23 protein-coding genes are annotated in these 25,217 nt (G+C 63.3%); 7 read left to right on the top strand and 16 right to left on the bottom strand.

Translation table 11 applies throughout. The features are described 5' to 3' along the window. Positions 1 to 12 precede the first annotated feature (12 nt). Complete coding sequence (locus NTU39_RS03675) at positions 13 to 1,209, top strand: aminotransferase-like domain-containing protein (protein WP_150665405.1); 1,197 nt, start codon at positions 13 to 15, stop codon at positions 1,207 to 1,209. Between the two features lie 91 nt (positions 1,210 to 1,300). Here NTU39_RS03675 and NTU39_RS03670 read toward each other — a convergent pair whose 3' ends face one another. After that, positions 1,301 to 2,755, bottom strand: a complete 1,455-nt coding sequence (locus tag NTU39_RS03670) for a 2-hydroxymuconic semialdehyde dehydrogenase (RefSeq protein WP_150665404.1) — start codon at positions 2,753 to 2,755, stop codon at positions 1,301 to 1,303. Between the two features lie 224 nt (positions 2,756 to 2,979). Here NTU39_RS03670 and NTU39_RS03665 point away from each other — a divergent pair, with 224 nt between their 5' ends. Further along, positions 2,980 to 3,726, top strand: coding sequence for a GntR family transcriptional regulator (locus NTU39_RS03665; RefSeq protein ID WP_257959223.1), 747 nt, complete (start codon positions 2,980 to 2,982; stop codon positions 3,724 to 3,726). 18 nt (positions 3,727 to 3,744) lie between these two features. On the opposite strand, the gene NTU39_RS03660 is transcribed toward NTU39_RS03665, so the two are convergent. From NTU39_RS03660 to NTU39_RS03650, 3 genes are read right to left on the bottom strand one after another with little or no spacing between them, the layout of a single operon-like run. Beyond that, positions 3,745 to 4,923: a M20 aminoacylase family protein gene (locus NTU39_RS03660; protein ID WP_257959222.1), complete on the bottom strand. Its 1,179-nt coding sequence runs from the start codon at positions 4,921 to 4,923 to the stop codon at positions 3,745 to 3,747. Positions 4,924 to 4,959: 36 nt separating this feature from the next. Beyond that, a complete protein-coding gene (locus NTU39_RS03655; protein WP_257959221.1) occupies positions 4,960 to 6,201 on the bottom strand; it encodes a diaminopropionate ammonia-lyase in 1,242 nt (413 codons plus the stop codon). A 55-nt stretch (positions 6,202 to 6,256) separates the two neighbouring features. After that, complete coding sequence (locus tag NTU39_RS03650) at positions 6,257 to 7,525, bottom strand: Zn-dependent hydrolase (RefSeq protein WP_257959220.1); 1,269 nt, start codon at positions 7,523 to 7,525, stop codon at positions 6,257 to 6,259. Positions 7,526 to 7,685: 160 nt separating this feature from the next. Here NTU39_RS03650 and NTU39_RS03645 point away from each other — a divergent pair, with 160 nt between their 5' ends. Then, positions 7,686 to 8,159: an Lrp/AsnC family transcriptional regulator gene (locus tag NTU39_RS03645; protein ID WP_150665399.1), complete on the top strand. Its 474-nt coding sequence runs from the start codon at positions 7,686 to 7,688 to the stop codon at positions 8,157 to 8,159. Between the two features lie 35 nt (positions 8,160 to 8,194). Here NTU39_RS03645 and NTU39_RS03640 read toward each other — a convergent pair whose 3' ends face one another. The 3 genes from NTU39_RS03640 to NTU39_RS03630 form a co-directional block, all read right to left on the bottom strand. After that, positions 8,195 to 9,331, bottom strand: a complete 1,137-nt coding sequence (locus tag NTU39_RS03640; protein WP_257959219.1) for a porin — start codon at positions 9,329 to 9,331, stop codon at positions 8,195 to 8,197. 89 nt (positions 9,332 to 9,420) lie between these two features. Next, entirely contained in the window at positions 9,421 to 10,122 is a 702-nt protein-coding gene (locus NTU39_RS03635; protein ID WP_257959218.1) for an HD domain-containing protein, read from the bottom strand. Positions 10,123 to 10,127: 5 nt separating this feature from the next. Next, positions 10,128 to 11,660: an alkaline phosphatase D family protein gene (locus tag NTU39_RS03630; protein ID WP_257959217.1), complete on the bottom strand. Its 1,533-nt coding sequence runs from the start codon at positions 11,658 to 11,660 to the stop codon at positions 10,128 to 10,130. A gap of 123 nt (positions 11,661 to 11,783) precedes the next feature. On the opposite strand from NTU39_RS03630, the gene NTU39_RS03625 reads away from it, so the two are divergent. Then, entirely contained in the window at positions 11,784 to 12,803 is a 1,020-nt protein-coding gene (locus tag NTU39_RS03625; RefSeq protein ID WP_257959215.1) for a LacI family DNA-binding transcriptional regulator, read from the top strand. Between the two features lie 53 nt (positions 12,804 to 12,856). Here the strand turns inward: NTU39_RS03625 and NTU39_RS03620 are convergent, their stop codons facing one another. From NTU39_RS03620 to NTU39_RS03595, 6 genes are all read right to left on the bottom strand, one after another. Continuing rightward, the gene (locus NTU39_RS03620; protein ID WP_039402185.1) at positions 12,857 to 13,600 is read right to left on the bottom strand and encodes an amino acid ABC transporter ATP-binding protein; all 744 of its coding nucleotides are present in this window, start codon (positions 13,598 to 13,600) and stop codon (positions 12,857 to 12,859) included. Between the two features lie 13 nt (positions 13,601 to 13,613). Beyond that, positions 13,614 to 14,753 (bottom strand): amino acid ABC transporter permease, encoded by a 1,140-nt coding sequence (locus NTU39_RS03615; protein ID WP_257959214.1) that lies wholly within the window; start codon positions 14,751 to 14,753, stop codon positions 13,614 to 13,616. A 26-nt stretch (positions 14,754 to 14,779) separates the two neighbouring features. Then, positions 14,780 to 15,673, bottom strand: coding sequence for an ABC transporter substrate-binding protein (locus NTU39_RS03610; RefSeq protein WP_150665394.1), 894 nt, complete (start codon positions 15,671 to 15,673; stop codon positions 14,780 to 14,782). Between the two features lie 80 nt (positions 15,674 to 15,753). After that, positions 15,754 to 16,821: a TauD/TfdA family dioxygenase gene (locus tag NTU39_RS03605; RefSeq protein WP_150665393.1), complete on the bottom strand. Its 1,068-nt coding sequence runs from the start codon at positions 16,819 to 16,821 to the stop codon at positions 15,754 to 15,756. 469 nt (positions 16,822 to 17,290) lie between these two features. Then, a complete protein-coding gene (locus tag NTU39_RS03600; protein ID WP_150665392.1) occupies positions 17,291 to 17,995 on the bottom strand; it encodes a GntR family transcriptional regulator in 705 nt (234 codons plus the stop codon). A gap of 75 nt (positions 17,996 to 18,070) precedes the next feature. After that, the gene (locus NTU39_RS03595) at positions 18,071 to 18,298 is read right to left on the bottom strand and encodes a hypothetical protein (protein ID WP_257959213.1); all 228 of its coding nucleotides are present in this window, start codon (positions 18,296 to 18,298) and stop codon (positions 18,071 to 18,073) included. Between NTU39_RS03595 and NTU39_RS03590 the strand changes: the two genes are divergently transcribed. The 3 genes from NTU39_RS03590 (at position 18,297) to NTU39_RS03580 (ending at position 20,770) form a co-directional block, all read left to right on the top strand. Next, a complete protein-coding gene (locus NTU39_RS03590; protein ID WP_246184659.1) occupies positions 18,297 to 18,680 on the top strand; it encodes a DoxX family protein in 384 nt (127 codons plus the stop codon). The two genes, NTU39_RS03595 and NTU39_RS03590, sit on opposite strands and share 2 nt — an antisense overlap. 206 nt (positions 18,681 to 18,886) lie before the next feature. After that, positions 18,887 to 19,591, top strand: a complete 705-nt coding sequence (locus NTU39_RS03585) for a response regulator (RefSeq protein ID WP_150665390.1) — start codon at positions 18,887 to 18,889, stop codon at positions 19,589 to 19,591. Between the two features lie 39 nt (positions 19,592 to 19,630). Continuing rightward, positions 19,631 to 20,770, top strand: a complete 1,140-nt coding sequence (locus NTU39_RS03580; protein ID WP_150665389.1) for an ATP-binding protein — start codon at positions 19,631 to 19,633, stop codon at positions 20,768 to 20,770. A 6-nt stretch (positions 20,771 to 20,776) separates the two neighbouring features. On the opposite strand, the gene NTU39_RS03575 is transcribed toward NTU39_RS03580, so the two are convergent. The 3 genes from NTU39_RS03575 to NTU39_RS03565 all read right to left on the bottom strand — a co-directional run bounded on the left by NTU39_RS03575 (position 20,777) and on the right by NTU39_RS03565 (position 25,201). Further along, complete coding sequence (locus NTU39_RS03575) at positions 20,777 to 23,119, bottom strand: patatin-like phospholipase family protein (protein ID WP_257959212.1); 2,343 nt, start codon at positions 23,117 to 23,119, stop codon at positions 20,777 to 20,779. Between the two features lie 161 nt (positions 23,120 to 23,280). Beyond that, positions 23,281 to 23,982 carry a polysaccharide deacetylase family protein gene (locus NTU39_RS03570; protein ID WP_257959211.1) on the bottom strand — a complete coding sequence of 234 codons (702 nt, stop codon included), beginning with the start codon at positions 23,980 to 23,982 and terminating at the stop codon, positions 23,281 to 23,283. Between the two features lie 10 nt (positions 23,983 to 23,992). Further along, positions 23,993 to 25,201: a glycosyltransferase gene (locus NTU39_RS03565; protein WP_257959210.1), complete on the bottom strand. Its 1,209-nt coding sequence runs from the start codon at positions 25,199 to 25,201 to the stop codon at positions 23,993 to 23,995. Positions 25,202 to 25,217 lie beyond the last annotated feature (16 nt).

Here is a 25,217-nt window from a genome sequence, read left to right as displayed (position 1 = left end):
TAGCCGACCGACATGTACGACTTTACGACTCCCTTCGCGAATCCGGCTGGCTCGCCGATTCGCGAGTTGTTCAAATACCTGTCCGAGCCGGGCATGATCTCGTTCGCCGGCGGTTATCCAGCGAGCGATCTTTTCGACGTCGACGGTCTGGCCGCCGCTCAGGCGCGTGCGTTCGCTCAGCCGACGCGTTGCCTGCAATACGGCCCGACCGACGGTCTCGCGGAACTCAAGGCGCAGATCATCGCGCTCATGGCGCAACGCGGTGCACCGTGTGCGTCCGAGGAATTGCTGGTGACGACCGGCTCGCAGCAGGGGCTCGACCTGTTGCTGCGCGTGATGGTCGCACCGGGCGATGTCGTCGTGACGGAACAGCCCGCCTATCCGGCAACGTTGCAGGCGCTGCGTCTGCAACAGGCGAAGATCGTCACGGTGCCGGTCGATGCAGACGGTCTCGATGTCGCACAGCTAAGCATGCTGCTGCGCGACGGCAAGATTGCCGTACCGAAGCTGCTCTACACGGTGCCGACGTTTGCCAACCCGACCGGGGCCACGCTCTCGCGCGAACGCCGTATTGCGTTGCTGAAGCTGGCAGTGGAATACCGTTTCGTGATCGTCGAAGACGATCCGTACGGCGACCTGCGCTTCTCCGGTGACGCCGTGCCTACGATGCTCGGTCTCACGGCCGACGTACCGGGATCGCGTGACTGGGTGGTGCATTTCTCCAGCCTGTCGAAGATCGTCGCGCCCGGCTTGCGGGTCGGTTGGACGGTCGCACCGCCGGAGATTGCGCGACGTTGTGTCGTCGCCAAGCAGACGGTCGATCTGTGCAGTGTGCCGTGGACGCAGGCCGTCGCTGCCGAGTATCTCGCGGAAGGGTCGCTCACGCGGCATTTGCCGAAGATCACCGAGGCCTACCGTCTCAAGTGCGAGGCGATGTGCAACGCCTTGCGCGACAAGCTTGGCGATGCGATTCAGTTCCACGCACCGCAAGGCGGCATGTTCGTGTGGGCGCGACTGGCGGCGGTGAAGACGAGTGCGCTGTTGCCAAACGCGATTGCCGAGAAGGTGCTGTTCGTGCCGGGCACGGCGTTCTTTGCCGACAACGCGGACGAAGCGTCGCTGCGTCTGTCGTTCGCGGCCCCCGCTGTGACGGCGATTGAAGAAGGTGTGGCACGTCTCGCACGTGCGATGGACGCGACGGGCAAGTAAGTCGCGTCATCATGACAAGGGCCTCGCAGGCCGTCCAAACATCGGACGGTTTGCGAGGCCCTTGGCGTTTATATGGCTCCGGGGTCAGCGCTTACAGCTTCACGCAGACGTTACGCAGCTCAGTGTAGAACTCCAGCGAGTGCACGCCGCCTTCGCGTCCGATGCCCGACTGCTTCGCGCCGCCGAACGCCGTGCGCAGGTCACGCAGGAACCACGCGTTGATCCAGCACACGCCCACTTCCAGCGCCGCGCCCATGCGGTGTGCGCGGCTGACATCCGACGTCCACACCGTCGCGGCCAGCCCGTAAGGCGTGGCATTCGCCATCGCGATCACTTCCTCTTCCGTATCGAACGGCGCGATGTGGCAGCACGGCCCGAAGATCTCTTCGCGGATCACCGACGCCGTCTCCGGCAGTCCCGTCCAGATGGTCGGCTGCACCCACGCACCGTCTTTCATCGATGCGGGCATGTCGGGGACACCACCACCGGTCACGACCGTCGCGCCTTCTTCGCGCGCCTTCGCGTAGTACGACAACACCTTCTCGCGATGCACCTGCGACACGAGCGGGCCGAAGGTCGTGCCTTGCGCGTACGGATCACCGATCTTCAGCGATTCGGCACGCTCCTTGAGCGCCGCCACGAAGCGCTCGAAGATCGGACGCTGCACGTACACGCGCTCCGTGCCGAGACACACCTGACCGCTGTTATCGAACGCCGAGCGCGTAATGCCCGCGACGGCCTTGTCGAAATCCGCGTCTGCAAACACGATGCCCGGGTTCTTGCCGCCCAACTCGAACGACACCGGACGCACGCCATTCGCCGCGGCCTTCATGATGGCTTCGCCGGTACGCGTCTCGCCCGTGAAGGTGATGCCGTTCACGCCCGGATGCTCCGTCAGGAACGCACCCGCAGACTCCGGCCCGAAGCCGTGCACCACGTTGTAGACCCCCGGCGGCACACCGACTTCGTTCATGACTTCGCCGAGTAGCGTGGCGGTCGCAGGTGTTTCTTCCGACGGCTTCACGACCACGGTGTTACCGAACGCCAGCGCGGGACCGACTTTCCACGTCATGAGCAGCAACGGCAGATTCCACGGGCAGACGACGGCGATCACACCGCGCGGCGTGCGCACGCCGTAGTTGAGCGCGTTGCCGCCGTCGGGCGTCGTCATCGCAAACGACTCGGTCGGCACGTTCTTGATCATGTCGGCGAACACCTTGAAGTTCGCCGCACCGCGCGGGATGTCGAGATGGCTCGCCAGCCCGTGCGGCTTGCCGGTGTCCGCAATCTCGGCGGCCAGGAAGTCGTCGAAGCGGCGGTTGATACCGTCGGCCACCGCATGCAGCAGCTCCACGCGCTGTGCGACGGTCATCTTGCCCCACGGGCCGTGAAGCGCAGCGCGGGCGGCACGCACGGCGGCGTCGACTTCGCTGCGCCCGGCCTCGTGAACGAGCCCGATCACGCTGTTGTCCACCGGATTACGGTTCTCGAAGGTGCGCGGGCTGGACACCCACTCACCGTTGATGAAGTTCTGGAAATCCTTCATGTCTCACACTCTCTGTCTGGTTGGATGCGGGACGGCGTCGGGCCCCGATAACGAACACAAGCCTGACGTCGGCATGGAGCACAAGATAAATCCGCCGCCCGATTCTCGTCAACATTTTCTCGAGAATTTTTATTTATCTCGATTTTTTGTAGATTTTGCGACAACCCAAAGGAAGCCGCTTATACTCTCGGCACTCGTTCCCACAGGTCCTGATCGCCTGACACATGCATAGCCCGACCGCACCCTCCTCCCAGACTGCTCCGGCCGCAGATGCCACGCTGGCGCAAAGCGCCTACATGCGTCTGCGCAGCGACATCGTCGAGGGGCACCTCGCGCCGGGCGAGAAGCTACGCGTCGAGCATCTGAAGGATCGGTACGAAGTGGGCGCGGGGACGCTGCGCGAAGCGCTGGCGCTGCTGGTGGCGGACGCACTCGTCGTCCAGCACGGCCATCGCGGCTTTCGGGTGACGCCGATCTCGCTGGCCGATTTCATCGACATTACCGAGACGCGCGTGCAGTTGGAGACCGAGGCGCTACGCCAGTCGGTCGCGTTGGGGGACGATGCGTGGGAAGCCGATCTGACGAGCGCCTTCCACCTGCTCACGCTCGCCGAAGAGCGGCTGGGGAAGGATGGCGAGCAGGACGTCGGGCAGTTCGCCCAGTGGGAAGCGCGAAACCGCGCATTTCATGAGGTGTTGATTCGTGCTTGCCCGTCGCGCTGGCTGCACCACTTTCTGGCGATTCTCTATCGCCAGTCCGAACGCTATCGACGGCTGTCGATCACGCACCGTCCAGTGCCGCGCGACGTCCATGAAGAACATCAGGCGATCTTCGACGCGTGCCTCGCCCGCGACGCCGACCGCGCGGCAACATTGCTCGCCGCGCACATCCGCAAGACGCTGGAAGCCGTTCGCGAACTGCCTGACGCCGTGATCAACGCCGGGACGGTGCCACTCGCAGCCGTGCGCTAAACCGACAAGCGCAGACGCTCAGCGCGGCAAGCTGTCGCGCACGATCTGTGCGAAGTAACGCGCGCCGAGCGGCAGAATCGCGTCGTTGAAGTCGTAGCAAGCGTTGTGCAGCGGAATCGCGCCGGGCTCGTCGCCACTGCCGTTGCCGATGAACGCGAAGTTGCCCGGCACATGCTGCAAGAACACGCCGAAGTCTTCCGACGCCATCACCGGATCGGTCTCCACGTCGACCATTCCCTCGCCTGCCACCGTTTGCGCTGCGCGCACCGCCAGCGCCGTGTTGTCCGCCCAGTTCATCGTCGGCGCGAACTCATGCGTGTATTCGAATTCGCAGTGCGCGCCGTGCATCGCGCACGCGCCCATGCAGATGTCGCGCATGCGTGCTTCGATCAGTTGCTGCACGTCCGGCGTGTAGCTGCGCGTGTCGCCCCGGATCTCGACGTTCGTCGGAATCGCGTTGCGAATGCCGTCCGTGATGAACTCCGTGCACGACACCACCGCCGATAATCCCGGGTCGACGCTGCGCGACACCACCGTTTGCAACGCCACGACAATCTGTGCGCCGATCACCAGCGGATCGATACCCATGTGCGGCCGCGCTGCGTGCGTGCCCTTGCCACGAATCCGGATGACGAAGTTGTCCTCGCTGGCCATGATGCCGCCCACTCGGGTGGCAATGCGTCCCGTCGGAATGCCCGGCATGTTGTGAACGCCGTAGATCGCATCGATGGGAAAGCGCTCAAGCAGCCCGTCGGCAATCATCGCCTTCGCACCGCGACCGTGTTCCTCGGCGGGTTGGAAGATGAAACGCACCGTGCCGTTGAAGTCGCGCGACTCGGCCAGCAGCTTCGCTGCCCCCAGCACCATCGACATATGCCCATCATGACCGCAGGCGTGCATCTTGCCGGGGACTTGCGACGCGTAGTCGCGACCCGACGCCTTCTCGTCGATCATCAACGCATCCATGTCGGCACGAATGCCAATCGCGCCCTTGCCGTCTCCAACGCGCAGATTCGCCACAATCCCCGTGCCGCCGATATTGCGATGCACGTCCAGTCCGAGGCTTTCGAGAATCGTCGCTACCGTCTGCGAGGTGCCGACTTCCTCGAAGCCCGTTTCCGGCTGACGATGGAACGCGTGCCGCCATCCGGTCAGCGCCGTGGCGAAATACGTCTCTTGTGCGGTGTCGTGACTCATACGTGGCTCCGGCAATAGGATTGATCGATGACGAGGTTAGCGTGCGAGCCACACCCGCTGGCGCGCCTCGACCGACGTGGCTGGCTCGCCGACCAGTTCGGCATAGACGGACGGGGCCGTCGCGCCCTCGGTGCTGATGAGCAACACGCGCGAGTCCGACGTGAGACCGAGCGCCGACGCCATCGCTGGCGTGGCTGCCGCCAGCATCAACCCCGCCAGCCCGGCCACACCGGACTCCCCGGCGACGAACGGCACATCGTTGCCGGTGCCGCGTGCGAGCCGCTGCATAGCCTGCACTGCCTGCGCGTCCGTGACGGTCATGAACGCATCGACCGACGGTTGGAGGAAACGCCATGCGAGCGGCGACGTCTCGCCGCACGCCAACCCGGCCATCACCGAATCGACCGATCCCGACGCCGACGCGGCTTTCCCTGCGATGGCGCTCTGGTACAGACAGTCCGCCTGCTCGGGCTCGACCACCACGAACGTCGGCCGCCAGACGCCCCAGCGCTCCCACAGATAGCTCACGATGCCCGCCGCCAATCCACCCACTCCGCCTTGCAGGAAAACGTGTGTGACGGGGCTGGCCGAACCCTTTTGCGACGCGTCGCCATCCAGCGCTTCCGAGACTTCCGCCGCCACCGTGCCGTAGCCTTGCATGACGTCGCGCGGGATGACTTCGTATCCATCGTAGGACGTATCCGAAACGACATGCCAGCCGTGACGCGATGCCAGCGCCGCCGCTTCTTCGACGGAGTCATCGTAATTGCCTGCGATGCGCACGATCTCTGCACCATATGCCGCAATCGCTCGCTCACGTTCTTCGCTGACATGTGCGTGCAGAACGATCACGCAGCGGCAGCCGATGCTTTGCGCAGCAGCCGCCAGCGCGCGACCGTGGTTGCCGTCCGTCGCGCTGATCGCCGTGAAACCGGCCAGCGCGTCGCGATGCTCGCCGTTGAGCAGCGACTTCGCGGTGAACCCCTTCCCATCGTATTGACTCAGCAGCAAGCGCACGAGGGCAATCGGCGCGCCCAGCGCTTTGAAACTGCCGAGTGCGGAGCGCAGCGCTTCATCCTTCACCAGCACGCTGCGCACACCGAGCGACGCCGCCAGGTCCGGCAGCGAACGCAGCGGCGTAGCGCCGGGTGTCAGTCCCTCCCAGTGCGCAAGCCACTCACGGCTCTGCTGCGCGCGAGCGATGCTCATGATGTCCTGGAGGTCGGCCGGGTACGGCACGCGTGCAGCCTGCGGGTTGACGTAAAGCTTGGGGGGCATGGGGGGCTCCGGTATTGCGGGATGTGACTGGATGTTCCTGACGGCAATTGATGACTTACTGCGACACGCCCAAGCGTTGGGCAACGACGTCGAGCAGCACCTCGGCACCGCGCACCAACTGGTCGTCGTCGGTGTGTTCGCGCGGGTTGTGGCTGATGCCGCCACGGCTCGGCACGAAGATCATCGCGGCCGGGGCGATGCGCGCAATCATCTGCGCGTCGTGTCCCGCGCCCGACGTCATGCGCTTGTACGACAGACCGCGACGCTTGACGCAGGCTTCGATCGCATCGGCCAGTTCGGCGTTGAAGACTACCGGCGTGAAGCGCGCCAGACGTTCCGTCGAAATGCGCACGCCTTCGGCTTGCGCGATCTCCGTCAGGAAATTGGCCAGACGCGCTTCGCTCTCGGCAAGACGCTGTTCGCTCGGATCACGCATGTCGACGGTGAACACCGCGCGGCGCGCAATTACATTGATGACACTCGGTTCGAACTTCATCGTGCCGACGGTCGCGAGCGTCGTGCCGGATTCGACGGCAATCCGGCGCAGCTCGGTCACCGTCGCCGAGGCCACATAGCCTGCGTCGTGACGCAGACGCGTCGGAGTCGTGCCCGCATGGTTGGCGTTGCCCTGCACGGTGATCTGCTGCCACGAGATGCCCTGCAAGTTCTCGACGACGCCGATCTCCAACCCCTCGGCTTCGAGAATCGGACCCTGCTCGATATGCAGTTCGAGGTATTCGTGCGGGACGAGCGTGCCCGGCTCCATCTCACCGGCGTAACCAATGCGCACGAGTTCGTCGCCCAGACGCGCGCCGTCCGTCCCGACGGCGTCGAGCGCTTCGTCCACCGACAGCCCGCCCGCGTGCACGAGCGACCCCATCATGTCGGGGTGAAAGCGCGCGCCCTCCTCGTTGGTGAATGCCGCCACCGTGATCGGACGTGACGGCGCAATACCTGCGTCGCGAAACGCCCGCACGACGGCCAGACCACCGAGTACGCCATAGCATCCGTCGAGTGCACCGGCGTTGACGACCGTATCGATGTGCGAGCCCATCATCAGCGGGCGGGGCATGCCGCCCGACGCATCCTTCGTCGCCGAGGGCAGCGTGCCGAAGATATTGCCGATGCGGTCGATCTGCACGTCGAGATCGAGCGCGCGCATCCACGCGACGACCTGATCGCGGCCAGCCTTCTCGTCGTCGGTCAGCGCGACGCGCGTGCGTCCACCCGCGACGGGATCGGTGCCGATCTCGCCGAGTTCGCGAAGTTGTTGGAGCAGGACGGGGCCGTTCAGGCGAAGCGCGGGGGTTTTCGTGTCGGACATGAGGCGGTCAGTTGTTCTTGTAGGGGGGCGAAAGCGCGCTACGGCATAGACTTCGGAGGGTCGCCGCTAGCGGAGTATCATCGGACAGCCTGAATAATATTCCGGAGCGCGCGTAGGATTTACGCGTTTTGGGCGTCTCTATCGAATTTTTATTACGCAAATGAGCCTCGACGGTTACGACATCGCCCTCCTTGCGGCGATTCAGCAGGATGCGACAACGCCTCAGCATGCGCTGGGAGCGCAGGTCAATCTGTCGTCTGCGGCAGTGAACCGGCGGCTAAAGAAGCTCGCGGAGGAAGGCGTGACGCGCAAGACCGTCTCGCTGGTCGACCCGGAGCAGGTCGGTTATCCGCTCACGATCATCACGGAAGTCGAAGTCGAGAACGAGCGTCTCGATCTGCTCGACGCCATGAAGCGCAGCTTTCTTGCGTGTCCGCAGGTGCAGCAGTGCTATTACGTCGCGGGGGAATGCGACTTCGTGGTGATCATGGTCGTGCAGAACATGGCGCAGTACACGGCACTCACGCGTGCGCTCTTCTTCGAGAGTAACAACGTCAAACGCTTCAAGACGCTCGTCTCGATGAGCAACGTGAAGGTCGGGCTGGAGGTGCCGCTGGACGCCGTCGCGGGGTGAACCCGACGACGACGCAGAAATGCGCTCGTTGCGGCTCAGAACTTATGCCGCACGCCTGCGGTGACATACATCTGCGAATTCACGCCCGCGTCGACGTAGACGGTGGCAATCGCCGCCTGTGCCGGACCAATGCCGTTGTAACCCGTGGCGTGCGCATACGTCACCACACAGAAGAGGTCCGTGCGCTTGCTGAGGCTGTAATCCACCGCAGCACTGACCTGGTGGTAGTGCCCCGACGAGTCCCCCGATGAATTCAGGTAGTCGTACCCCGTCTGCGCAGCGAGCGCGGGCGAAATCTGCCACACGGCGTAGACGCCATAGCTGTCGTAGCGCTGCGTCGTTCTGAAGGTCGAGGCGGCATCCGCGTTGTAGTACGACTGGCTGTAGTAGCCGCCGAGCGTGACGTTGCCGAGCGTGTAACGTCCCCCTGCCCGGTAGATGTCGATGGACTTCGCACTGGCGTACGCGCGGTTCACGGCGCTCACGAAGAAGAAATCGGTCGTGCTCGACGGACGCGTCGTCGCGCGCGCGTTGCCGTTATCGATATGCAGATACCCCGCTGCCAACCGCGCCGGGCCGAACGTGTAGGAGCCTGCGGCACTGTACGTCTGGCCGGAAGCCTGCGCGCCCGCCACACCACCGAGCGCGTACATGCCTTCGATCTGCACGCCGCGCCACACCGGGCTCGTCCACTTCACGGAATTGCTCACACGCGCCGTGTTCTGCGAGTTGTCGACGTCGCCCGGCGCGGTCCAGTAGCCCGCGACGAAGAAATTGCCCTGCGTCGGCAACACCTGATCGATCAGCGGGTCGTACTGCCGCCCGATCAGCACCGAGCCCCACTCACGGCTCGTCAGCCCTACATAGGCCTGACGCCCGAACTCCCGAGAGCCTTGCAGTAACTTGCCGTTGGTCGAATCGAAGCCGTTCTCCAGCTTGAAGACGGATTGCAGCCCGCCGCCAAGATCCTCGGTGCCGGTAATACCCCAGCGCGTGCCGAGACCGTTGCCCGTCACCATCGATATCTGGCTTTGCTTGCCACCCGCGTGATTCACATATTGCAGGCTGGTATCGATGATGCCGTACAGCGTCACCGAACTCTGCGCCAGCGCCACGGACGGCATCGCGCAAACGGCACCCAGCAGCAGACCTGCCGCGACGGGCATCTTCATCGTGTTGTTTCGCATAACTAATTAAATTGTCAACAGTTGACGAATTTTCATTCGTCAGCGTTATGGGATCAGGAAGGGTTCAGAAGCGATCAGGACGTTGGGCGTGTCGTGGTGATTTCGTCTCGCAGCAGCTCGACATAAGCGCGCATGGTGGTGATGCGGTGTTCTCCGATGCGTCGCGCGGTGGCGGTCGTCAACCCGTCGGCGAGGTGCAGCAGCTTGGTCTCGAAGTGATCGAGTGCAAAGCGCCGGTCGTCCAGTTCGCGACGCGTGGCGAAGGGATCGAGCGGGTCGTAAAGCCGCGAGCCATTGCGACCTGCGACGTAGAACGTGCGGGCGATGCCGATGGCGCCGATGGCGTCGAGCCGGTCAGCATCGCGCAGCACGCGCGCTTCACTTGACCGGGGTTCGATCCCCGCCGAGAAGCTATGCGCTTCGATGACGTGCGCGGTGGCGTCGATGCGTCCGGCATCCCAGCCCAGCGTGCGCAGCACTTCACTCGCCTTCTCCGCCGACAGCCGCGACGCCTGTGCGCGGCGCGGGTCCGTCTTCTCCACTTGCACGCAGTCGTGCAGCAGCACCGACACGGCCAGCATCTCCAGATCGAGCGATGGGCCGTCGGCGGCGATTTCCGTCACCAGTTTCCACACGCGAATCAGATGCGACCAGTCGTGCGAGCCGTCGTCGCTGTCCTGCTGATCGGCAGAAACCCCCATGATCCGGAGCACGTCGGCAATCACGTCGCCATAGGGGAAGAAGGCTTGCAGCAGCGGATGAGTTATAGCGTTCATGGCGTTCAGATTTCCTGTGCGCCGGTCTTGCCGTTCTCGACGACGAAGCGTTTGCTCGTCCGGACGGTGCCACCGGGCTTGTCGGTAAAGTCGATCGTGCGCAGATCGGTGAGTAGCGAGTCGCGCGTGACCGTGCATCGCATGTAGCCGCGCCGCTGACTCTCGTAGTAATTGACGTGCGGGTTCAGCGGCAGTCCCTGCGCCATCGGCTTGTCGAGCGGCTCGGGCCACTGCGCGCTGATCGACGTACCCACCAGTTCGGTCATTGGTGCCGTGCGCGGGTCGTCACCCACATTGCGCACCACGGACGAGATCATGTACGAATGAATGTCGCCCGAGAGCGAGACCGGGTTGGGCACACGCGCCGCGGTGATCTGGTCGAGGATGCGATTGCGCTCGGCGGGATAGCCGTCCCACGATTGCAGGTAGCGGTAAAGGGCGTCATTGTGCCGCATGTCGAACGGCGTCATCTTGACGGTCGAGGCGATCACGTTCCACTGCGCAGGTGTGTTCTGCAAACGATCCTTGAGCCACAGTTCCTGTCCCGCGCCTAGCATCGAACGCTCAGGCGCATCGTTCGCCTTACATGCCTGCTCGTAGACGCCGAACGCGAACTTGCTATCCGACACCGAAGCGCACGGCGTCTCCGAATCGCGGAACTGGCGCGTGTCGGGAATCGTAAGACGCATCAGATTGCCGATGTCGTAGCCTCGCTGAATCTGCATGGCGGGCGACGCAGGTAGCGGCGCGTAGCGCACCGGCTGAAACTCGTACCACGCCTGATACGCGGCCGCGCGACGATTGAGTTGTGCGACGTCTGTGGTGTTGTCTTCGAGGCCGTCGTGATTGTCGAGCGTGAGAATGAACGGGAAGGTTTCATGCGCACGTCGCAATGCGGCGTCAGTCTTGTACAGCGCGTGACGGCGACGGTAGTCGTCGAGCGTCATCGGCAGCGCGCGGCGCTCGTGGTCACGTACCCCGCCGCCACGGCTCACTTCGTAGATGTAATCGCCGACGTGCATCACAAACGACGGATCGTCGGCGGCCATGCCGTCATAAGCATCGAAATACCCTTGCTCCCAGTTTTGACACGACACGACATTGAAGCGGAAGCGCGAGATATCGGCGCGCTCGGACGGCAACGTGCGAGTGCGCCCGACCGGGCTCAGCTCGTTGCCGCAGCGAAAGGCGTACCAGTACTCGCGATCCGGTGCGAGTCCGGTGACATCGACGTGTACCGAATGTCCGTACATCGGCTGTGCGACGGCGACGCCGCGCCGCACGACCTTCGTCATCCGGCGGTCGGTGGCGACCATCCACTCGACGTTCACCGGTGTGCTGGCCACAGGGCCCGTGTCGACGGTGTCGCGTGCGAGACGCGTCCAGAGTACGACGGCGTCCGCTGTCGGATCGCCACTGGCGACCGAGAACGGAAAGCGGGTGCCGTGCGATACGCTGCGCGCGCTCGATTGCCGGATGATCACCGCCGGAGCACCCACCAGAAGACCGGAGCCGGCGAGAAAGGTACGACGCTTCATTGCTGTTTCCCATTACACTGCGAATGCGTCGAAGTATGCATTTCGGATCGTGTCATACGTATGACTGACGGATTTTAACCACTAAACTCGAATTTTTAAAAATTCAACGCGTGAATGAACGCAATGAGCGATAAGAAGAAAAGCCCTGCGGCTGCGCGTCCGACGAGCCGCGATGTCGCCCGCCTGGCCGGTGTTTCCCAATCCACCGTGTCGCTGGTGTTCGGTGGCAAAGCCGAGGGGCGCGTCACGCCAGAGCGGCGCGAACAAATCCTTCAGGCGGCCCAGACGCTGGGCTATCGGCCGAACTCCTCGGCACGCGGCCTGAAGCTCGGCACGCAGAAGCTGCTGGCGCTTGGCGTGCCGAACGTCTCGAACCCCTACTTCGCTTCGGTCTTGAAGTCGGTCATCGGGAGCGCTGCGGCCAACGGTTACGCCACCGTGCTCATCAACACCGGCGAGTATGGGAACGATCCGGAGCGTCTGCTGCTCAGTCTCGATGCGCACGCCTTCGACGGCATGATCTTCTGGGAAGCGTCGTGGACGGCGCGGGCGCTGGAAATCATGCCGACGTCCGTTGTCGTGGTCGACGGCGATTCGTCTGCCGATGCCGACGTCTTCATCGCATCGGATGTGATCGTGCGGGAGATGGTCGATCATCTCGCATCGCTCGGGCACACGCGCATCGCACGTGTGGGCTTCGATCTGGAAGCCAACACGTTTCGCGTGCGCTCACGGGCCTATCGGGAAGGCTTGCAAGCGCATGGGCTGGCGTACGACGCCCGCCGCGAGATCGAAGTGCCGTTCGGCGAAACCTCGTCGTCGAGCATCGAAGCATTGCTCTCGCAGCCCGATCGTCCGACGGCTTTCGTGTGCGACGACGACCTGCTCGCGCCGCTCGTCTATCGCGCCGCCACGCGTTGCGGGTTGAAGATCGGGGAGTCGGTGTCGGTCGTGGGCGTCGGTGATATCGAACTCGCGTCGCTGCTGGAGCCGCCGCTGACCACCATTGCCATTCCCACGCAATCGCTCGGCGAGTCGGCCGTCGACACCTTCCTACGCAAGCGCGCCGGACAACCGACGACGGTCAGCACCGTGCAAACGCGGCTGATCTTGCGGGATTCGACCGGCCCCTGCATCGTCTGAACGACGCGACAAAGAAAAACCCCCTCGAACTGTGAGGTGCGAGGGGGTATCTGTTACAGACGCTTGGCTTGCCGGATGCTTCGCAGGAAAGCCCGTGTGCGCTCTTGCTGCGGGTCACCGAAAATCTGCTCCGGCGGTCCCTCCTCGCATACGGCACCGTCGCACAGGAAGCAGACCTTCGACGCCACTTCGCGTGCGAAGCCCATCTCGTGCGTGGCGAGCAGCATCGTCATGCCCTCGTGCGCCAGATCGCGCACGATGTTGAGCACTTCGGACACCAGCTCCGGGTCGAGCGCCGACGTGATTTCGTCGAGCAACAACACCATCGGGTCCATCGCCAGCGCGCGTACGATGGCCACGCGTTGTTGCTGACCACCCGACATGCGGTCCGGATACTCGTTCGCCTTGTGCGCCAGACTGAAGCGCTCCAGCAACGCCATCGCGCGTTCTTCCGCTTCGCGCTTAGGCTGCTTGAGCACGCGAATCGGCGCGAGCGTGACGTTCTCCAGCACCGTCATGTGCGGGAACAGGTTGTAGCCCTGGAACACGATGCCGATATCCCGGCGCAGCGAATTGACGTCCACGCCGGGGCCGGTAATACGGTCGCCGTGCACGAGGATCTCGCCCGCGTCGATGGACTCCAGCCCGTTGATACAGCGCAGCAACGTCGACTTGCCGGAGCCGGACGGACCGATCAGGCACACCACCTGATGCTCCTCCACCGTCATCGCCAGACCGTTGATGACCGACACGTCGCCGTATGACTTGGCAATGTCGCGAATCTCGATGAATGACATGGTCGTTCGCTCCTCAGGCACCGCCAGCACGCATGCGGGCGCGGTCGCGTTTGGCCATCCGTTCCACGAAGCGCACCTGCGGAACCGAGATGATGATGAACAGGATGGCGACGGTCGTTGCCGCCGACAGGTTGTAGTGGTTCGACGCGATCACCATCGACTGGTTGAAGGCGTCGATCACCCCGACGACGTTCACGAGCGCCGTGTCCTTCTGCAACGCGATGAAGGCGTTGAGCAACGGCGGAATGATCTGCCGGATGCCCTGCGGCAACACCACGAAGCGCAACGTCTGCGCGTACGACAGGCCGAGCGAGCGCGCCGCCGCCACCTGCGACCAGTGCACGCCCTGAATACCGGCGCGATAGATCTCCGCCACGTACGCGCCGACGGTCAGCGTCAACGCGATCACGACGTAGGTCGTGAGCGACAAGTCCTTCAGGATCGGCACACCGGTGAGCGGCAAACCGAAGCCGACCAGATAGATCACCAGCACCGCAGGCATCGCGCGGAAGATGTCGACGTAGGCCGTAGCGATGAACCGCAACGGCTTGCCAGCATTACCCGGTGCGAACATGGCGAGTGCGACGACCAGGCCCCAGATCAGCACGAAGACTTCCGCAATCAGGAAGATCTTCACGTTCACCCAGAAGGCTTCGAGCACGAGCGGGAACGTCCCCGCGATGAGCGGGACGAGGAAAAACGTCTTCGCCACCGCGAGATCGTTCGCCAGCACAAACTGCAACGCGAGCACGACGATCAGTTGCGCGAGTGTGTAGCCCAGCGCGATCCAGCTTTGCACCCCGGCTTCGGCCTTCGCCACGCGCGCAGCGACGATGTCGCGACGCGACGTGGCGCTTCGGAAGTCCCGGTAACGCGCAAACGCGCGCACCAGCGGAATGAGCACGAGCAACGAGGCCAGCCCGAGCAGAACCGTACCGACCGGCACCCACCAGCCGCCCAGCTGATTGGCCATCAGCCCTTCACGCAGGGCACCGATCGTGTAGACGCTGCTGGCGACGGCAATCGCCGCCCCCAGCAATGCGCACAGGCACAGCACCGTGGGTGCCGACGGGGTGCCGCCCACGTTCAGACGGCGCTCCCGGCCCATGCCACCGAGGATGGACCCCGGGGCCTTTTGAGAGGATTGGCTCATATGGATTGACTCGGGTCGCCCCGACCTCACGGCGTCAGGATCGGCAGCTTGGCGGGATCGGCACCGAGGCTCGGCACGAGGTACTGCGTGGCCAGACGGTCGAACGTGCCGTCCTTCTTCATCTCGGCAATCAACTTGTTGAAGGCGGCCAGATTCGGCGAATCCTTGTTGACGAGACCACCCCACTGTTCGCTCGTGTCATAGCGGCCGACGACTTCAAAGCGGCCTTCGGACTTCTTCGCAATGGACAGCACGTTCGGCGTGTCGTACAGCACAGCGTCGACCTGACCGGCGGCGAGTGCGGCGTACATGGCAGCGGCGTCCGTGTAGACCTTCGGGTGTTCGGCGACCTTCACCTTGTCCGTCAGATACGGCAGGATCGTGGTGCCCTGCTTCACGCCCAGACGCATCTTCTTAATGCTGTCCTTGTCGACCTTGGTGCCCGTCTTCACGAGAACGCCCTGATCCGAGCTGAAGTACGGATCGGTGAAGTTGACGACCTTCTTGCGCTCGTCGGTGATGGTGATTTCGCTCAGCGCGATATCGAAGCCCTTGGCCTGCCCCGTCACGACTTGCGCGAACGAGCGATTGACGACGATCACGCGATCCAGACCGGCGCGATAGGCCATGTTGGCGGCCATGCAGTACTCGAAGCCGTCTTTGATGGTGTCGGGCGAATCGCCGTTCCACCAGCCCGGTGCGGGCAGCACGGGACGCACCGACAGTGCGCCCGGCGTGACCGTTTCGAGCTTGACCGAGCCGCGCGTGCCGGTGACCTGGCAATTGCCGAAGTCGGGCGCTGCGGAGGCTGCCGTCGACAAGACGCAGAGGCCGCCCAGCACGAGCGGAATGAGCAGCGAGCGCAGATGAGTCGACTTGCGGGTTGCGCGGTTGTTGTCCTGCTGTTCGATCGGTTTCATGAGGGGGTCTCTCCTTGCGTCTTTGGTATGTGATTCGGGGCGCGAGCGCGGGGGCTTCAGTGGTTCAGTATCCCAGTGTGTCAGGCGGGCAATGCCGCAGCCGGTTGAGCGATGCCGCCATGCGGCTTGCCCGAGGCGACATCGCCCCAGAGAACGGCGTGATCGTCGGGCAGGGCACGGGAGTTCGGCATCGACAGCCACAGGCGCATGAGCATGCGGTCCTGACCGGTCTGCACATCGTCCACGAAAGCCGTGCGGCCGTGGTACACGATGTGATTGTTCAACAACTGAATGTCGCCCGGCGCGAAACGCATCTGGAAGCACTCTTCTTCGGCCAGCGCCATGAGCATCTGGATGGCTTCGTGCTCGGCGTCGCTGAGCTTGCGCACGCCCGGCAGCATCTGGGCGTTCTCAATATAGGTGAGCGAGAAGTGGCTCGTCAGCTTGCCGTCTCGCACGCCGAAAATCGGCAGGTCGTAAGCGATGTGTTCGCCACCGGCTTCCTCGCCGAAACGGCTGCGCGGAATCGCATTGCACAACAGCGCGTGCAGATCCGGACGGCGCTTGAGCATCTCGTTGTAGACGGTCGCGCTGCTCGCCAGCTTGCTCACACCGCCTTCCGATGCCTGACGCACGCACAGCAGACCGACCACGTCGCAGCGGTCCGTGTGAAAGCGCAATTGTCCCGGCGATAGCGTACGTGCGCCGGAGGAGAGGAATTGCTTGCCCGAGCTGTCGACGGTCGCGCCGTAGAGCTTCGCACCGACGCCCATGCCTTCGTCCTTGATCTCGCGCATGACCTCGCCACGGCAGTTCTGGAACATCGGCGTGCCGAGGTGTGCGCCCAGCGCGTACCAGATGCGACGCAGTTGTTCGGCGTCATAGCGGCTGACGTCGAGACCACGAATCTTGACCATGCCGGAGCCGTTTTCGAGTTCTTCACGAACGTCGTCGAAGAACGCGCCCGCATCGGGCAGCGGGAAGTTCTGACGATTGATGTCGCGCCAGTCGACGTTGCGCGTTTGCGCCAGTGCGGCATCGATCTGATCGAGCACGTGTGCCGGGAATGTCTTGACCCAACGGTCGTTGTTCACCATTTCGGCACCGCGCCAGACGGCAGCGCCCTGAAGACTCTTCGACTCGGACATGAAACCTCCTGATAGATGTAATGAGTAGTTCGTCCTGCGTTGTATATACATGTAAAGACATTACACCCAGCTTTTCGATTCCGGCAATCAGGGGTTGCGTCGGATCAGGGAAAGTCCTAGCGCTGGAAAACAACACAGCGGCGAGGTGTCCTGGGTGCGCTCTACATCGCAGTGCGGGCGCGCGCAGCGCCTCTCTGGCAGACGACAGACGAGACAAGTTTCGGGCTCATAGCCCCGCGCGGGACTGCCCGAACAGCCGGGTACGCAAAACCCCGGTCACATGGACTATACGCGAACAAAATTGAGTCCGTATATCATTTATTATTTTCGTATACGATTTTGAGCGCACGAAGAGAGCTGAAAACGAAAAAGGGGAGTGCTTTCGCACTCCCCTTTCTCCTTCAGCTCTGGATGTTGCGCGTCTTCGAGAGGCGTTCCCAGCGTTGTTAGAACGGATTATACGGCGTGCTTACGCCTTCCCGTTCAACCGGAAATACGCCATCACTTCGCGTTGCGTTTGTTCGAGGTGTTTGCGCAGCAGACGCACAGCGGTTTTCGTATCGCCCGCAGCGCAGGCCTGATGGATGGCGATGTGTTCGTCGGTCGAGCGCTGGTGGTCGTTGACGGCCGAGAGGTGTGCGCGCAGAAAACGTCCCATGCGCTCTTGTGCGGCCTGCGCCGTGGCGACGAGGCGCGGGCGATTCGCCGGTGCGTAAAGTGCCTGATGGAATGCGAGATTCAGATCGCTCCACGATTGCGGTGTGTCGGCCTTCGCGTAGCGTTTCAACAATTGTTCGGCCAGCGCGAGATCGCTCGGCGCCATGTTCGGCACCGCAATCTCAAGCGCACGGCATTCGAGTGCGATGCGCATGTCGAGCATCTCGACGCAATCGTGCACCGTGAGCGGCGAAACAATCGCCCCCGAATGACGCTTGAGCGACACCCATCCCTCGGATTGCAGACGCATCAGCGCCTCACGTACCGGAATCTTGCTCACGCCCATTTGCGCCGCAATCTCGTCCTGACGAATCGGTGCGCCTTCCGGCAATTCGCCCGATACGATCTGACGGCGAATGGCGTCGTAAGCCCGGTCCGCCGTCGAGAGCGAAGCTTCATCGAGCGTGGCAGTGGCGGCGAGGTTGCCGGTCGCGTCTTCGCGAGAGGATTTGGTCACAGCGCAGAACCCGTCGAGGCCGAAGTGGATAACGCGTCGATTATACAAATTCCTATTTCCGTATACGTTTCGACGTCATCGCATGATTGAGCATTTCTTGGACATCCGGTGATCGCGTGTCCCTTCAAAGGTTTCACGTCGATTGTTCCGTCCATGCAACTTAAAGTTTCCCGGGCAGGTATTTCGTGCCGCGTATCGCATCGATATGATGAGCGCCACCTGCGACAGCACATCACGCAGGAACGCATCAATGCCGACGTCTTTGTCGAATGAAATTCGCTTTTGGATGAAAACAATCACCATGCATCGTTTCAACATTCAGTGGTTTGCACGGGTGCTGATGTCGGCCCTGTTCCTGATCGCCGGGGTTCGCAAGATCTTCGCCTTCAAGGCGACCGTCGGCTATTTCGCCGCCATCGGTCTGCCCTTTGCCGAAGTCGTGACCGCGCTGGTCATCCTGATCGAAGCCGGTGGTGCCATCGCGTTGATTCTGGGCTGGCGTCTCAAGCCGCTGGCGCTGCTGCTCGCGATCTACACCGTCGCAACGGCCCTCATCGGTCATAAGTTCTGGGCCGCCGACCCCGCGCAATTCAGCGGTCAACTGAACAACTTCTTCAAGAACATTGCGATTGCCGGTGGCTTCCTTCTGCTGGTCGCACAACCGGACACGTCGTCGAAGACGTAAAACCTTCGGCCCGGCGTGCCCGGGCGAGTCGCTCGGGCGCGCGCCCGGGGAACACCCCGAGAGGCTCACGGCCCTCGGGGTGTTCTTTATTAAGCAGATGCCGAAAACACAACGCATCGACGTTGGAGAATTGTCGAGTTTTGTCGCCAGGCAATACCAGCGCGACAGAAATCGTTACACTCGCGCCATCTCCCTTCAGCATCCACATGTCCGCCCGCATCCTCCTCGTTGAAGACGACGCCCGTCTGTCCGCCCTGGTTTGCGGCTACCTTCAGAAGCACGGCTATCAGGTCGAATGCGTGCTAGATGGCGCTCGGGCCGTGCAAACGATCCTGCGCCGCCGCCCCGATCTGGTGATTCTCGACGTCAATCTGCCGGGCAAGGACGGCTTCGAGATTTGTCGTGAAGCACGCGCGCAGTATCGCGGCATCGTCATCATGGTGACGGCGCGCGACGAGGAATTCGACGAAGTGCTGGGACTGGAGCTGGGCGCCGACGATTACGTCCACAAGCCGGTGGAGCCGCGTGTGCTGCTCGCCCGCATCAAGGCGCAGTTGCGTCGCAACGAGCACCTCATTCCCGCGAGCAACTCCCCGGAGAGCATCACGCTCGGCCGGTGCCGCATCGACCGGGGCACCCGGTCCGTCACGCTGCCGAATGGCAAGCAGCCCGACCTGACCTCCGCCGAATTCGATCTGCTCTGGGCACTCGCTTGCTCGGCGGGTGAAGTGGTGACGCGCGACGCGCTGGTGCGTCACTTGCGCGGCGTGGAGTTCGACGGCATCGACCGCTCGGTGGACGGCGGCATCTACAAGCTGCGACGCAAACTCAACGACGATCCCACCGCCCCGCAATGCATTCTGACGGTTCGCGGCAAGGGGTATCAACTCAACAAATCCTGCTGGGACTGACCCGGCACGATCTCACGACCGGCCAGCCCGGCGCACATCATGCCCGCCAACCCTTTCCAGCCCTATCGATACTGCCGGCTGCGGTGGCAGCGATTTCGTCGTTCATGGACCGACACGCGCGCCGACCGGCGTCCGAGTTGGTCGCGGCTGTTCGTGCGCACGTACACGAACCTGCTGGGGCTTTGTCTGCTGGTGCTCGCCGTCCCGGCGCTCTTCATCCTGTTTAACGCGCCGGACAGCGTATGGCGCACGAGTCTGGGGACGGCCCATTTTCTGGTGCCCGTGGTACTGAGCACGCTGCTGTTGCCTGCCATCGTCGCGTATCGGTGGATGCGCCCGGTCTGGGTCGATCTCGTGATGGTGCGCGAGCGTGCCATCGACTTCAGCGGCGGCCGCTTCCATACGCGCGCTAAAGAGTCGTACAGCGTCATCATCGGTCCGCTGGCGCGCACGCTCAACGCGCTGGCCGAGCGCATGGAAAAGCTGATCGCCACACAGCGCGATCTGACCAACGGCATCTCGCACGAACTGCGCACACCGCTCGCGCGTCTGCGCTTCGCACTCGAGATATTGCGCGACCCGACGTCGTCTGCCGACGCATGTCAGCAAGCGCTGGCGAGCATCGATCTGGACGTGACCGAACTCGACGAACTCATCGACATGAGTCTGACTTTCGCGCGACTGGAGTACAGCTCGCTTCAGTCGAATCTGGAAACCACGTCGGTTGCGCATTGGTTCGCCAATCAGGTACGCGACGCCTCCCTGCTCTACGCCGAGCGCGACATCACGTTGGAGTGCAATCTCGCGCCGTCGTATCAGGTCGTCATGGATAAACGACTGATGGCATACGCCATGCGCAATCTGCTGCGCAATGCGAGCCGGTATGCGCGCTCGCGCATCGTCGTGGGGATGCAATTGCGTCACGGGAACATCGGCATCTACGTGGAAGACGACGGCCCCGGCATTCCGCCGGACGACCGCAAACGAATCTTCGACGCTTTCGTGCGACTCGACCGCCGCACCGGCGGTTACGGACTCGGTCTCGCCATCACGCAGCAGGTCATGCAGGCACATAACGGCAACGTTGCCGCTACCGATCCCGTCACCCTGGGCGGGGCGCGCTTCGAAATCAGCTGGCCCGCCATCACGCCCACCGGCGCTCCCTCGGTAACGTCTTAAGCCAACTCAATACGTACGTCCCAGCTGGAAGTAGACGTTGTTGCGTCCGCCCGGCGCGAACGCCACACCGAAGTAGATCGGGCCGAACGACGTCGTGAGTGCGGTAAAGACGGTGACGCTGCGCTTGAGCGAACCGCTGCCGAAGGAGTCGTCCACCGCCCAGACATTGCCCGCTTCCACGCTCACCCCGACGAACAGACGCCGGATCGGCGATGCGCTGAACGACGCAATCCGGTTCATGTACGTGATGTTCCCGTACATCATGGAATTGCCCGCCAACTGATCTGCGGCGTACGCGGACAAGTGCTGGAAGCCACCGAGCGTGAAACCGAGCGGGTTCGTCACGTTGGTGCCGCCGAAGTTGTTGCCCGCCTCCACCGTGGCGCTCACGCTGTGTCGCCCGTAGCTCATCGCCACCATGCCCTTGCCGTACACCTCGGTGTAGCTGTTGCTTCCCGCGAACAACGACCGCTCTGCGCGCAACTCCGTGAAGTAACCGCGACGGGCGAATTGCGGGTCGTCGAGCTGGTCGATCACCAGCTTTGCGCGAGCGCTCAACTGACGTCCGTAAATGTCGGGGAAGAGCAGTTGCTGCGTCGACTGTGTATCGTCGTCATCGTTGCCAATCGGCAAGTTGTATTGGGGCACCGCCGTGCCGTGCGCATACACCAGACCGACACGGAAGTCGCCCAGCGTCGCTATCGGGAAGCCAATGTCGACACCGGCACGCTCCGTGGTGAGGCGATACCGCGTGAGTCTGATATCGCCCGACTCGTCGTACACGTTGGCGTGACGGCGCTGAATCTCCACGTACGGCGCGATGTAAGCGCCCCACGGGTTGGCGAACGGTTGACGCAACTCACCATGAAACTCAAGGACGTCGCTGCCGAGCGTGGCGTCGGCACGGGCTTCGAGACCGCTGCTCGTCAACCACGGACGGCGATAGCCGAGGTGCAGACGGAAGCTGCCCTCTTCCTTCGACGTCGCCGACAAGCCGAGGCCGAACAGCAGGAAGTTCGGTCCCCAGCGCTTTTCCTGTGCGGTGATGACGAGCTTGTGCTCGCCGTTCTCTTCCACCATTTGCTGCGTGACGCTCTCGAAATCGTCCTCGTTGACGAGCGCGAGCAGATCCTTGTTCACTGCGGCCGGATCGTAGACGTCGCCCTCCTTTACATGCAGCGCCGCCCGGATGCGCTTCGCTGGCACCACCCCGCGCGAGTTGATCTCGACCTTCGTGATGCGTACCGCTTGCGCCGCCGCCTTGCCGTGCGCAGCACGCCACGTGGCATATTGCTCAGGACTCAGCGCGAGCCGCTGAAGCTGTGGCAGCGCGGCCTGTGCAGCGGCTTCGCCCGCCGCGATGCCCTGTGGCGCGTTCTCGAAGTCGGTGAATGTCAGACGGCCGAGATCGGGCTGAATCAGCACGTCGGTTGCGCGAAGCTGCTCGCGCTGGCGCGCCACGTTCTGGCGAATCAGAATGCCGACCATTTGCTGGAACACGTCCGCTGGCGACGACAGCGCGTTCAGCGGGCGCAGCGGCGAGCCGATGTCCACGGCAATCACGACATCCGCCCCCATCGAGCGCGCCGTCTCGATCGGCAGGTTGCTGACGATGCCGCCGTCGACCAGCGTGCGGCCATTGACGTCCACCGGCGAGAAGAGACCGGGCAGCGCCATGCTCGCGCGAATGGCCTGCGGCAACGAGCCGTGATCGAGCACGACCATCTGGCCGGTCTGCAAGTCGGCGGCAATCGCGCGGAACGGCACGGGGAGCTTGTCGAACGACACTGAGCCGCCGATGTTCGGCGTCCACTCCTGCAACAGGGCCTGAAGCCGGTTGCCATGCACCAGCCCCGACGGCAACTGGAAGCCGTTGCGACCGAAGCCAAGGGAGAAGCTATCGACGTAGTAACGCTCGTCTTCGCGCTGCGACTGCGGAAGATCGCTGCGATCGGTGACGTCGAACGCAACGTCCGCGAGGTTCACGTGTTCGAGACGAGCGCGCATGTCGGACGCACTCAGGCCGCTCGCGTACAAGCCGCCGACGACTGCGCCCATGCTTGTCGCCGCGACGCAGTCCACCGGAATGCGATTGTCTTCGAGCACCTTGAGCACGCCGAGGTGTGCGTAGCCTCGCGCACCGCCGCCCGAAAGCACCAACCCGACCGACGGACGGCCCGGATCGCCGCCTTCGACGCGACAGATCGTCCCGGGTGTCGCGGGTGCAGTGGGCGCTGCAGCCCGCGCCGCCGGGGTGAGCAGGACGAACAACCCACCGAGCAGCAGGCACGCGCCGAGCCAGCGAAAACCGTCCCCGTCGCGCAGATGAAGTTTGGGGAAACGGCTCATGGCTTACGGTGAGATTTGGGAAAAACGCAAGAATACCCGCTTTCCGTTTCACCTAATGGACCAAAAAAGCGACACAAATCCCGCAGGTTGCGTGTATGGGATCAGTCAGGCGGGCAGTGTTCCGACGGACGGTCGACTGTCCCGATTTGATGCGGCGTGCGTTAGCTCGCCAGACATTTGAACAACAGGCGGAAGGGGCCGACATCCGGCGCGACAGCCAGACGGGGCAGAAGGAAGGGGTCGTCGTCACGGTCGACCCGACCGCGTCGCGTGGTCGTGGCGTTGCGATACCCGGCGCGCTCGACGATGTCGCGCACGTGTCGGGTGACGTTGCCATACGGGTAGCAGAACGCCTCGATGTTCGTCCCGCAAATCGATTCGAGTTGGTGCTTGGCGCCGACGATCTCTGCCGCAGCGTCGTCCAGCGTCAGGTCCGGCAGCGACACGTGATTGAGTGTGTGCGCGCCGACCTCGTGCCCGCGACGCATCCACGTCAGGAGCCGGTCGCGGTCCATGAGCGGCGCGGGGGACGGGACGAGGTGGGCGTCCCAGTGATTGGTCCCGCCCAGATGATCTGCCACGAAATAGCAGGTCGCCGTGAAGCCCACCGAATCGAGCACCGGCATCGCGTGATCGAAGACGTTCTGGAAGCCGTCGTCGAACGTGATGCCGAACACTTTGGCGCGCCCCGGTGCACGAAGATACAACTGAAGCTCGCACATGCTCAGGCCCTGATAGCCGAAGCGGCGAAGCCAGGCCATCTGCGACGCAAACGTATCGGGGTCGACGCGCAGCCCGCGCAGCGGATTGTCGTGCGGCGGCACTGTGCAAATCTGGTGATACATCAGAATCGGAACCGACATGGCAGGGGCCTCAGGCGGCTCGCTTCTGATTGCGTCTCTGACGACGCAGTGCAATGCGGAGCCACTGACGCATCGAGAGATTCGCGCGCGTCGGGGGTTGCGACCTGACGCGCGCGGCGGTGGCGTCCAGATACACGCCGTAGGTCGCCCCGACGAAATCGTCGAAATCGAACTCGGTGCGTCCCTTCATCCGTGCCATGTGCCCCATGTGCCGCATGCGCTCCGGTTTGTCGGCGATGTGCATCAGCACGTTGGCGATGGCTTGCGGATCACGCGGCGGCACAATCCAGCCGTCTACCCAAGGGGTAACGTTTTCCGGCAGTCCGCCGACCTTCGTCACGAGGCTGGCACAGCCAGCGGCCATCGCTTCGCGGCATGCATACGACAGGCTCTCGTGATAGGAGAGGACGAACGCGACATCGGTCGCTGCGAGCAGATGGTGGACGTGGTTGATCGGCCCCGTGAAGAGGATCTGCGCGTCGAGGCCGCATTCCTCGACCATCGCGCGTTGCTCAATGCTCGGTTCAGTGCCCGCGAGCCAGACACGAAAGCGCTGACGTGTCGCTTCGGGCAACAGTGTGAGCGCTACGACGAGGTCGGCCCATCCCTTCGCCGCGCCGGTGCCCGCCGCGCTGCCGAGCACGATGCTGTCGTCTGCGCTTGCGCCGAGCAGAGCCGAGCGACGGCGCAGGCGCTCCTCCTCGTTGAGCAGTTCGGCACCCGGCGAACGCACGCCGTGTTTGATCACCACGATGTTCGGATAGGACGACTCGCGTCTGAGCATCGTGCGGACGTAATCGCTCACGGCGATGGTCCGGCTCGTGCCGAAACTCGCGCGTAACCAGTTGCCGAACGAGTTGACGGGATAGGTGTTGTGTTTGGTGAAGACGATTTCCGGGCGCACCGTCAGCCCGGCGACGGCCAGCATGACCTGACGATGATCGGGAGAACCGTTGACGTGCACGACATCGAAGCGGTGCTCGCGAATCAGCCGACGCAGGCGCAGCGTCTCTTGCCAGAAGCGATACCAGCGTGGTTTGAAATCGATGTCGACCGAAGTGATGCGCGGCAGCCGCTTGATCTGCTCACCGAGCCAGCTACCGGGAGGCGTAGCGACAGTGATCTCATGGTCGCGGCTCATGGCGAGCGCGAGTTCCCGGACGTAGGTGTCCTGCCCGCCGCCGCAACCGACGTGAAAGTTGGTGTAAAGAATCTTCATGCGTTCCGACCCGATG

It is taken from the genome of Pandoraea commovens, from assembly GCF_024704525.1.
GTDB lineage: Bacteria > Pseudomonadota > Gammaproteobacteria > Burkholderiales > Burkholderiaceae > Pandoraea > Pandoraea commovens.
The sequence above is the reverse complement of the archived record's forward strand: the minus strand, read 5'-3'. Positions and strand labels throughout refer to the sequence as shown.

Coding starts and splice junctions, on each gene's coding strand:
- NTU39_RS03625 (WP_257959215.1), top strand. CDS start 11,784: ATGAGCGATAAGAAGAAAAGCCCTGCGGCTGCGCGTCCGACGAGCCGC.
- NTU39_RS03650 (WP_257959220.1), bottom strand. CDS start 7,525: ATGTCCGACACGAAAACCCCCGCGCTTCGCCTGAACGGCCCCGTCCTG.
- NTU39_RS03580 (WP_150665389.1), top strand. CDS start 19,631: ATGCCCGCCAACCCTTTCCAGCCCTATCGATACTGCCGGCTGCGGTGG.
- NTU39_RS03610 (WP_150665394.1), bottom strand. CDS start 15,673: ATGAAACCGATCGAACAGCAGGACAACAACCGCGCAACCCGCAAGTCG.
- NTU39_RS03670 (WP_150665404.1), bottom strand. CDS start 2,755: ATGAAGGATTTCCAGAACTTCATCAACGGTGAGTGGGTGTCCAGCCCG.
- NTU39_RS03665 (WP_257959223.1), top strand. CDS start 2,980: ATGCATAGCCCGACCGCACCCTCCTCCCAGACTGCTCCGGCCGCAGAT.
- NTU39_RS03570 (WP_257959211.1), bottom strand. CDS start 23,982: ATGTCGGTTCCGATTCTGATGTATCACCAGATTTGCACAGTGCCGCCG.
- NTU39_RS03590 (WP_246184659.1), top strand. CDS start 18,297: ATGCATCGTTTCAACATTCAGTGGTTTGCACGGGTGCTGATGTCGGCC.
- NTU39_RS03640 (WP_257959219.1), bottom strand. CDS start 9,331: ATGAAGATGCCCGTCGCGGCAGGTCTGCTGCTGGGTGCCGTTTGCGCG.
- NTU39_RS03585 (WP_150665390.1), top strand. CDS start 18,887: ATGTCCGCCCGCATCCTCCTCGTTGAAGACGACGCCCGTCTGTCCGCC.
- NTU39_RS03620 (WP_039402185.1), bottom strand. CDS start 13,600: ATGTCATTCATCGAGATTCGCGACATTGCCAAGTCATACGGCGACGTG.
- NTU39_RS03630 (WP_257959217.1), bottom strand. CDS start 11,660: ATGAAGCGTCGTACCTTTCTCGCCGGCTCCGGTCTTCTGGTGGGTGCT.
- NTU39_RS03660 (WP_257959222.1), bottom strand. CDS start 4,923: ATGAGTCACGACACCGCACAAGAGACGTATTTCGCCACGGCGCTGACC.
- NTU39_RS03645 (WP_150665399.1), top strand. CDS start 7,686: ATGAGCCTCGACGGTTACGACATCGCCCTCCTTGCGGCGATTCAGCAG.
- NTU39_RS03635 (WP_257959218.1), bottom strand. CDS start 10,122: ATGAACGCTATAACTCATCCGCTGCTGCAAGCCTTCTTCCCCTATGGC.
- NTU39_RS03605 (WP_150665393.1), bottom strand. CDS start 16,821: ATGTCCGAGTCGAAGAGTCTTCAGGGCGCTGCCGTCTGGCGCGGTGCC.
- NTU39_RS03655 (WP_257959221.1), bottom strand. CDS start 6,201: ATGCCCCCCAAGCTTTACGTCAACCCGCAGGCTGCACGCGTGCCGTAC.
- NTU39_RS03595 (WP_257959213.1), bottom strand. CDS start 18,298: ATGGTGATTGTTTTCATCCAAAAGCGAATTTCATTCGACAAAGACGTC.
- NTU39_RS03575 (WP_257959212.1), bottom strand. CDS start 23,119: ATGAGCCGTTTCCCCAAACTTCATCTGCGCGACGGGGACGGTTTTCGC.
- NTU39_RS03565 (WP_257959210.1), bottom strand. CDS start 25,201: ATGAAGATTCTTTACACCAACTTTCACGTCGGTTGCGGCGGCGGGCAG.
- NTU39_RS03675 (WP_150665405.1), top strand. CDS start 13: ATGTACGACTTTACGACTCCCTTCGCGAATCCGGCTGGCTCGCCGATT.
- NTU39_RS03615 (WP_257959214.1), bottom strand. CDS start 14,753: ATGAGCCAATCCTCTCAAAAGGCCCCGGGGTCCATCCTCGGTGGCATG.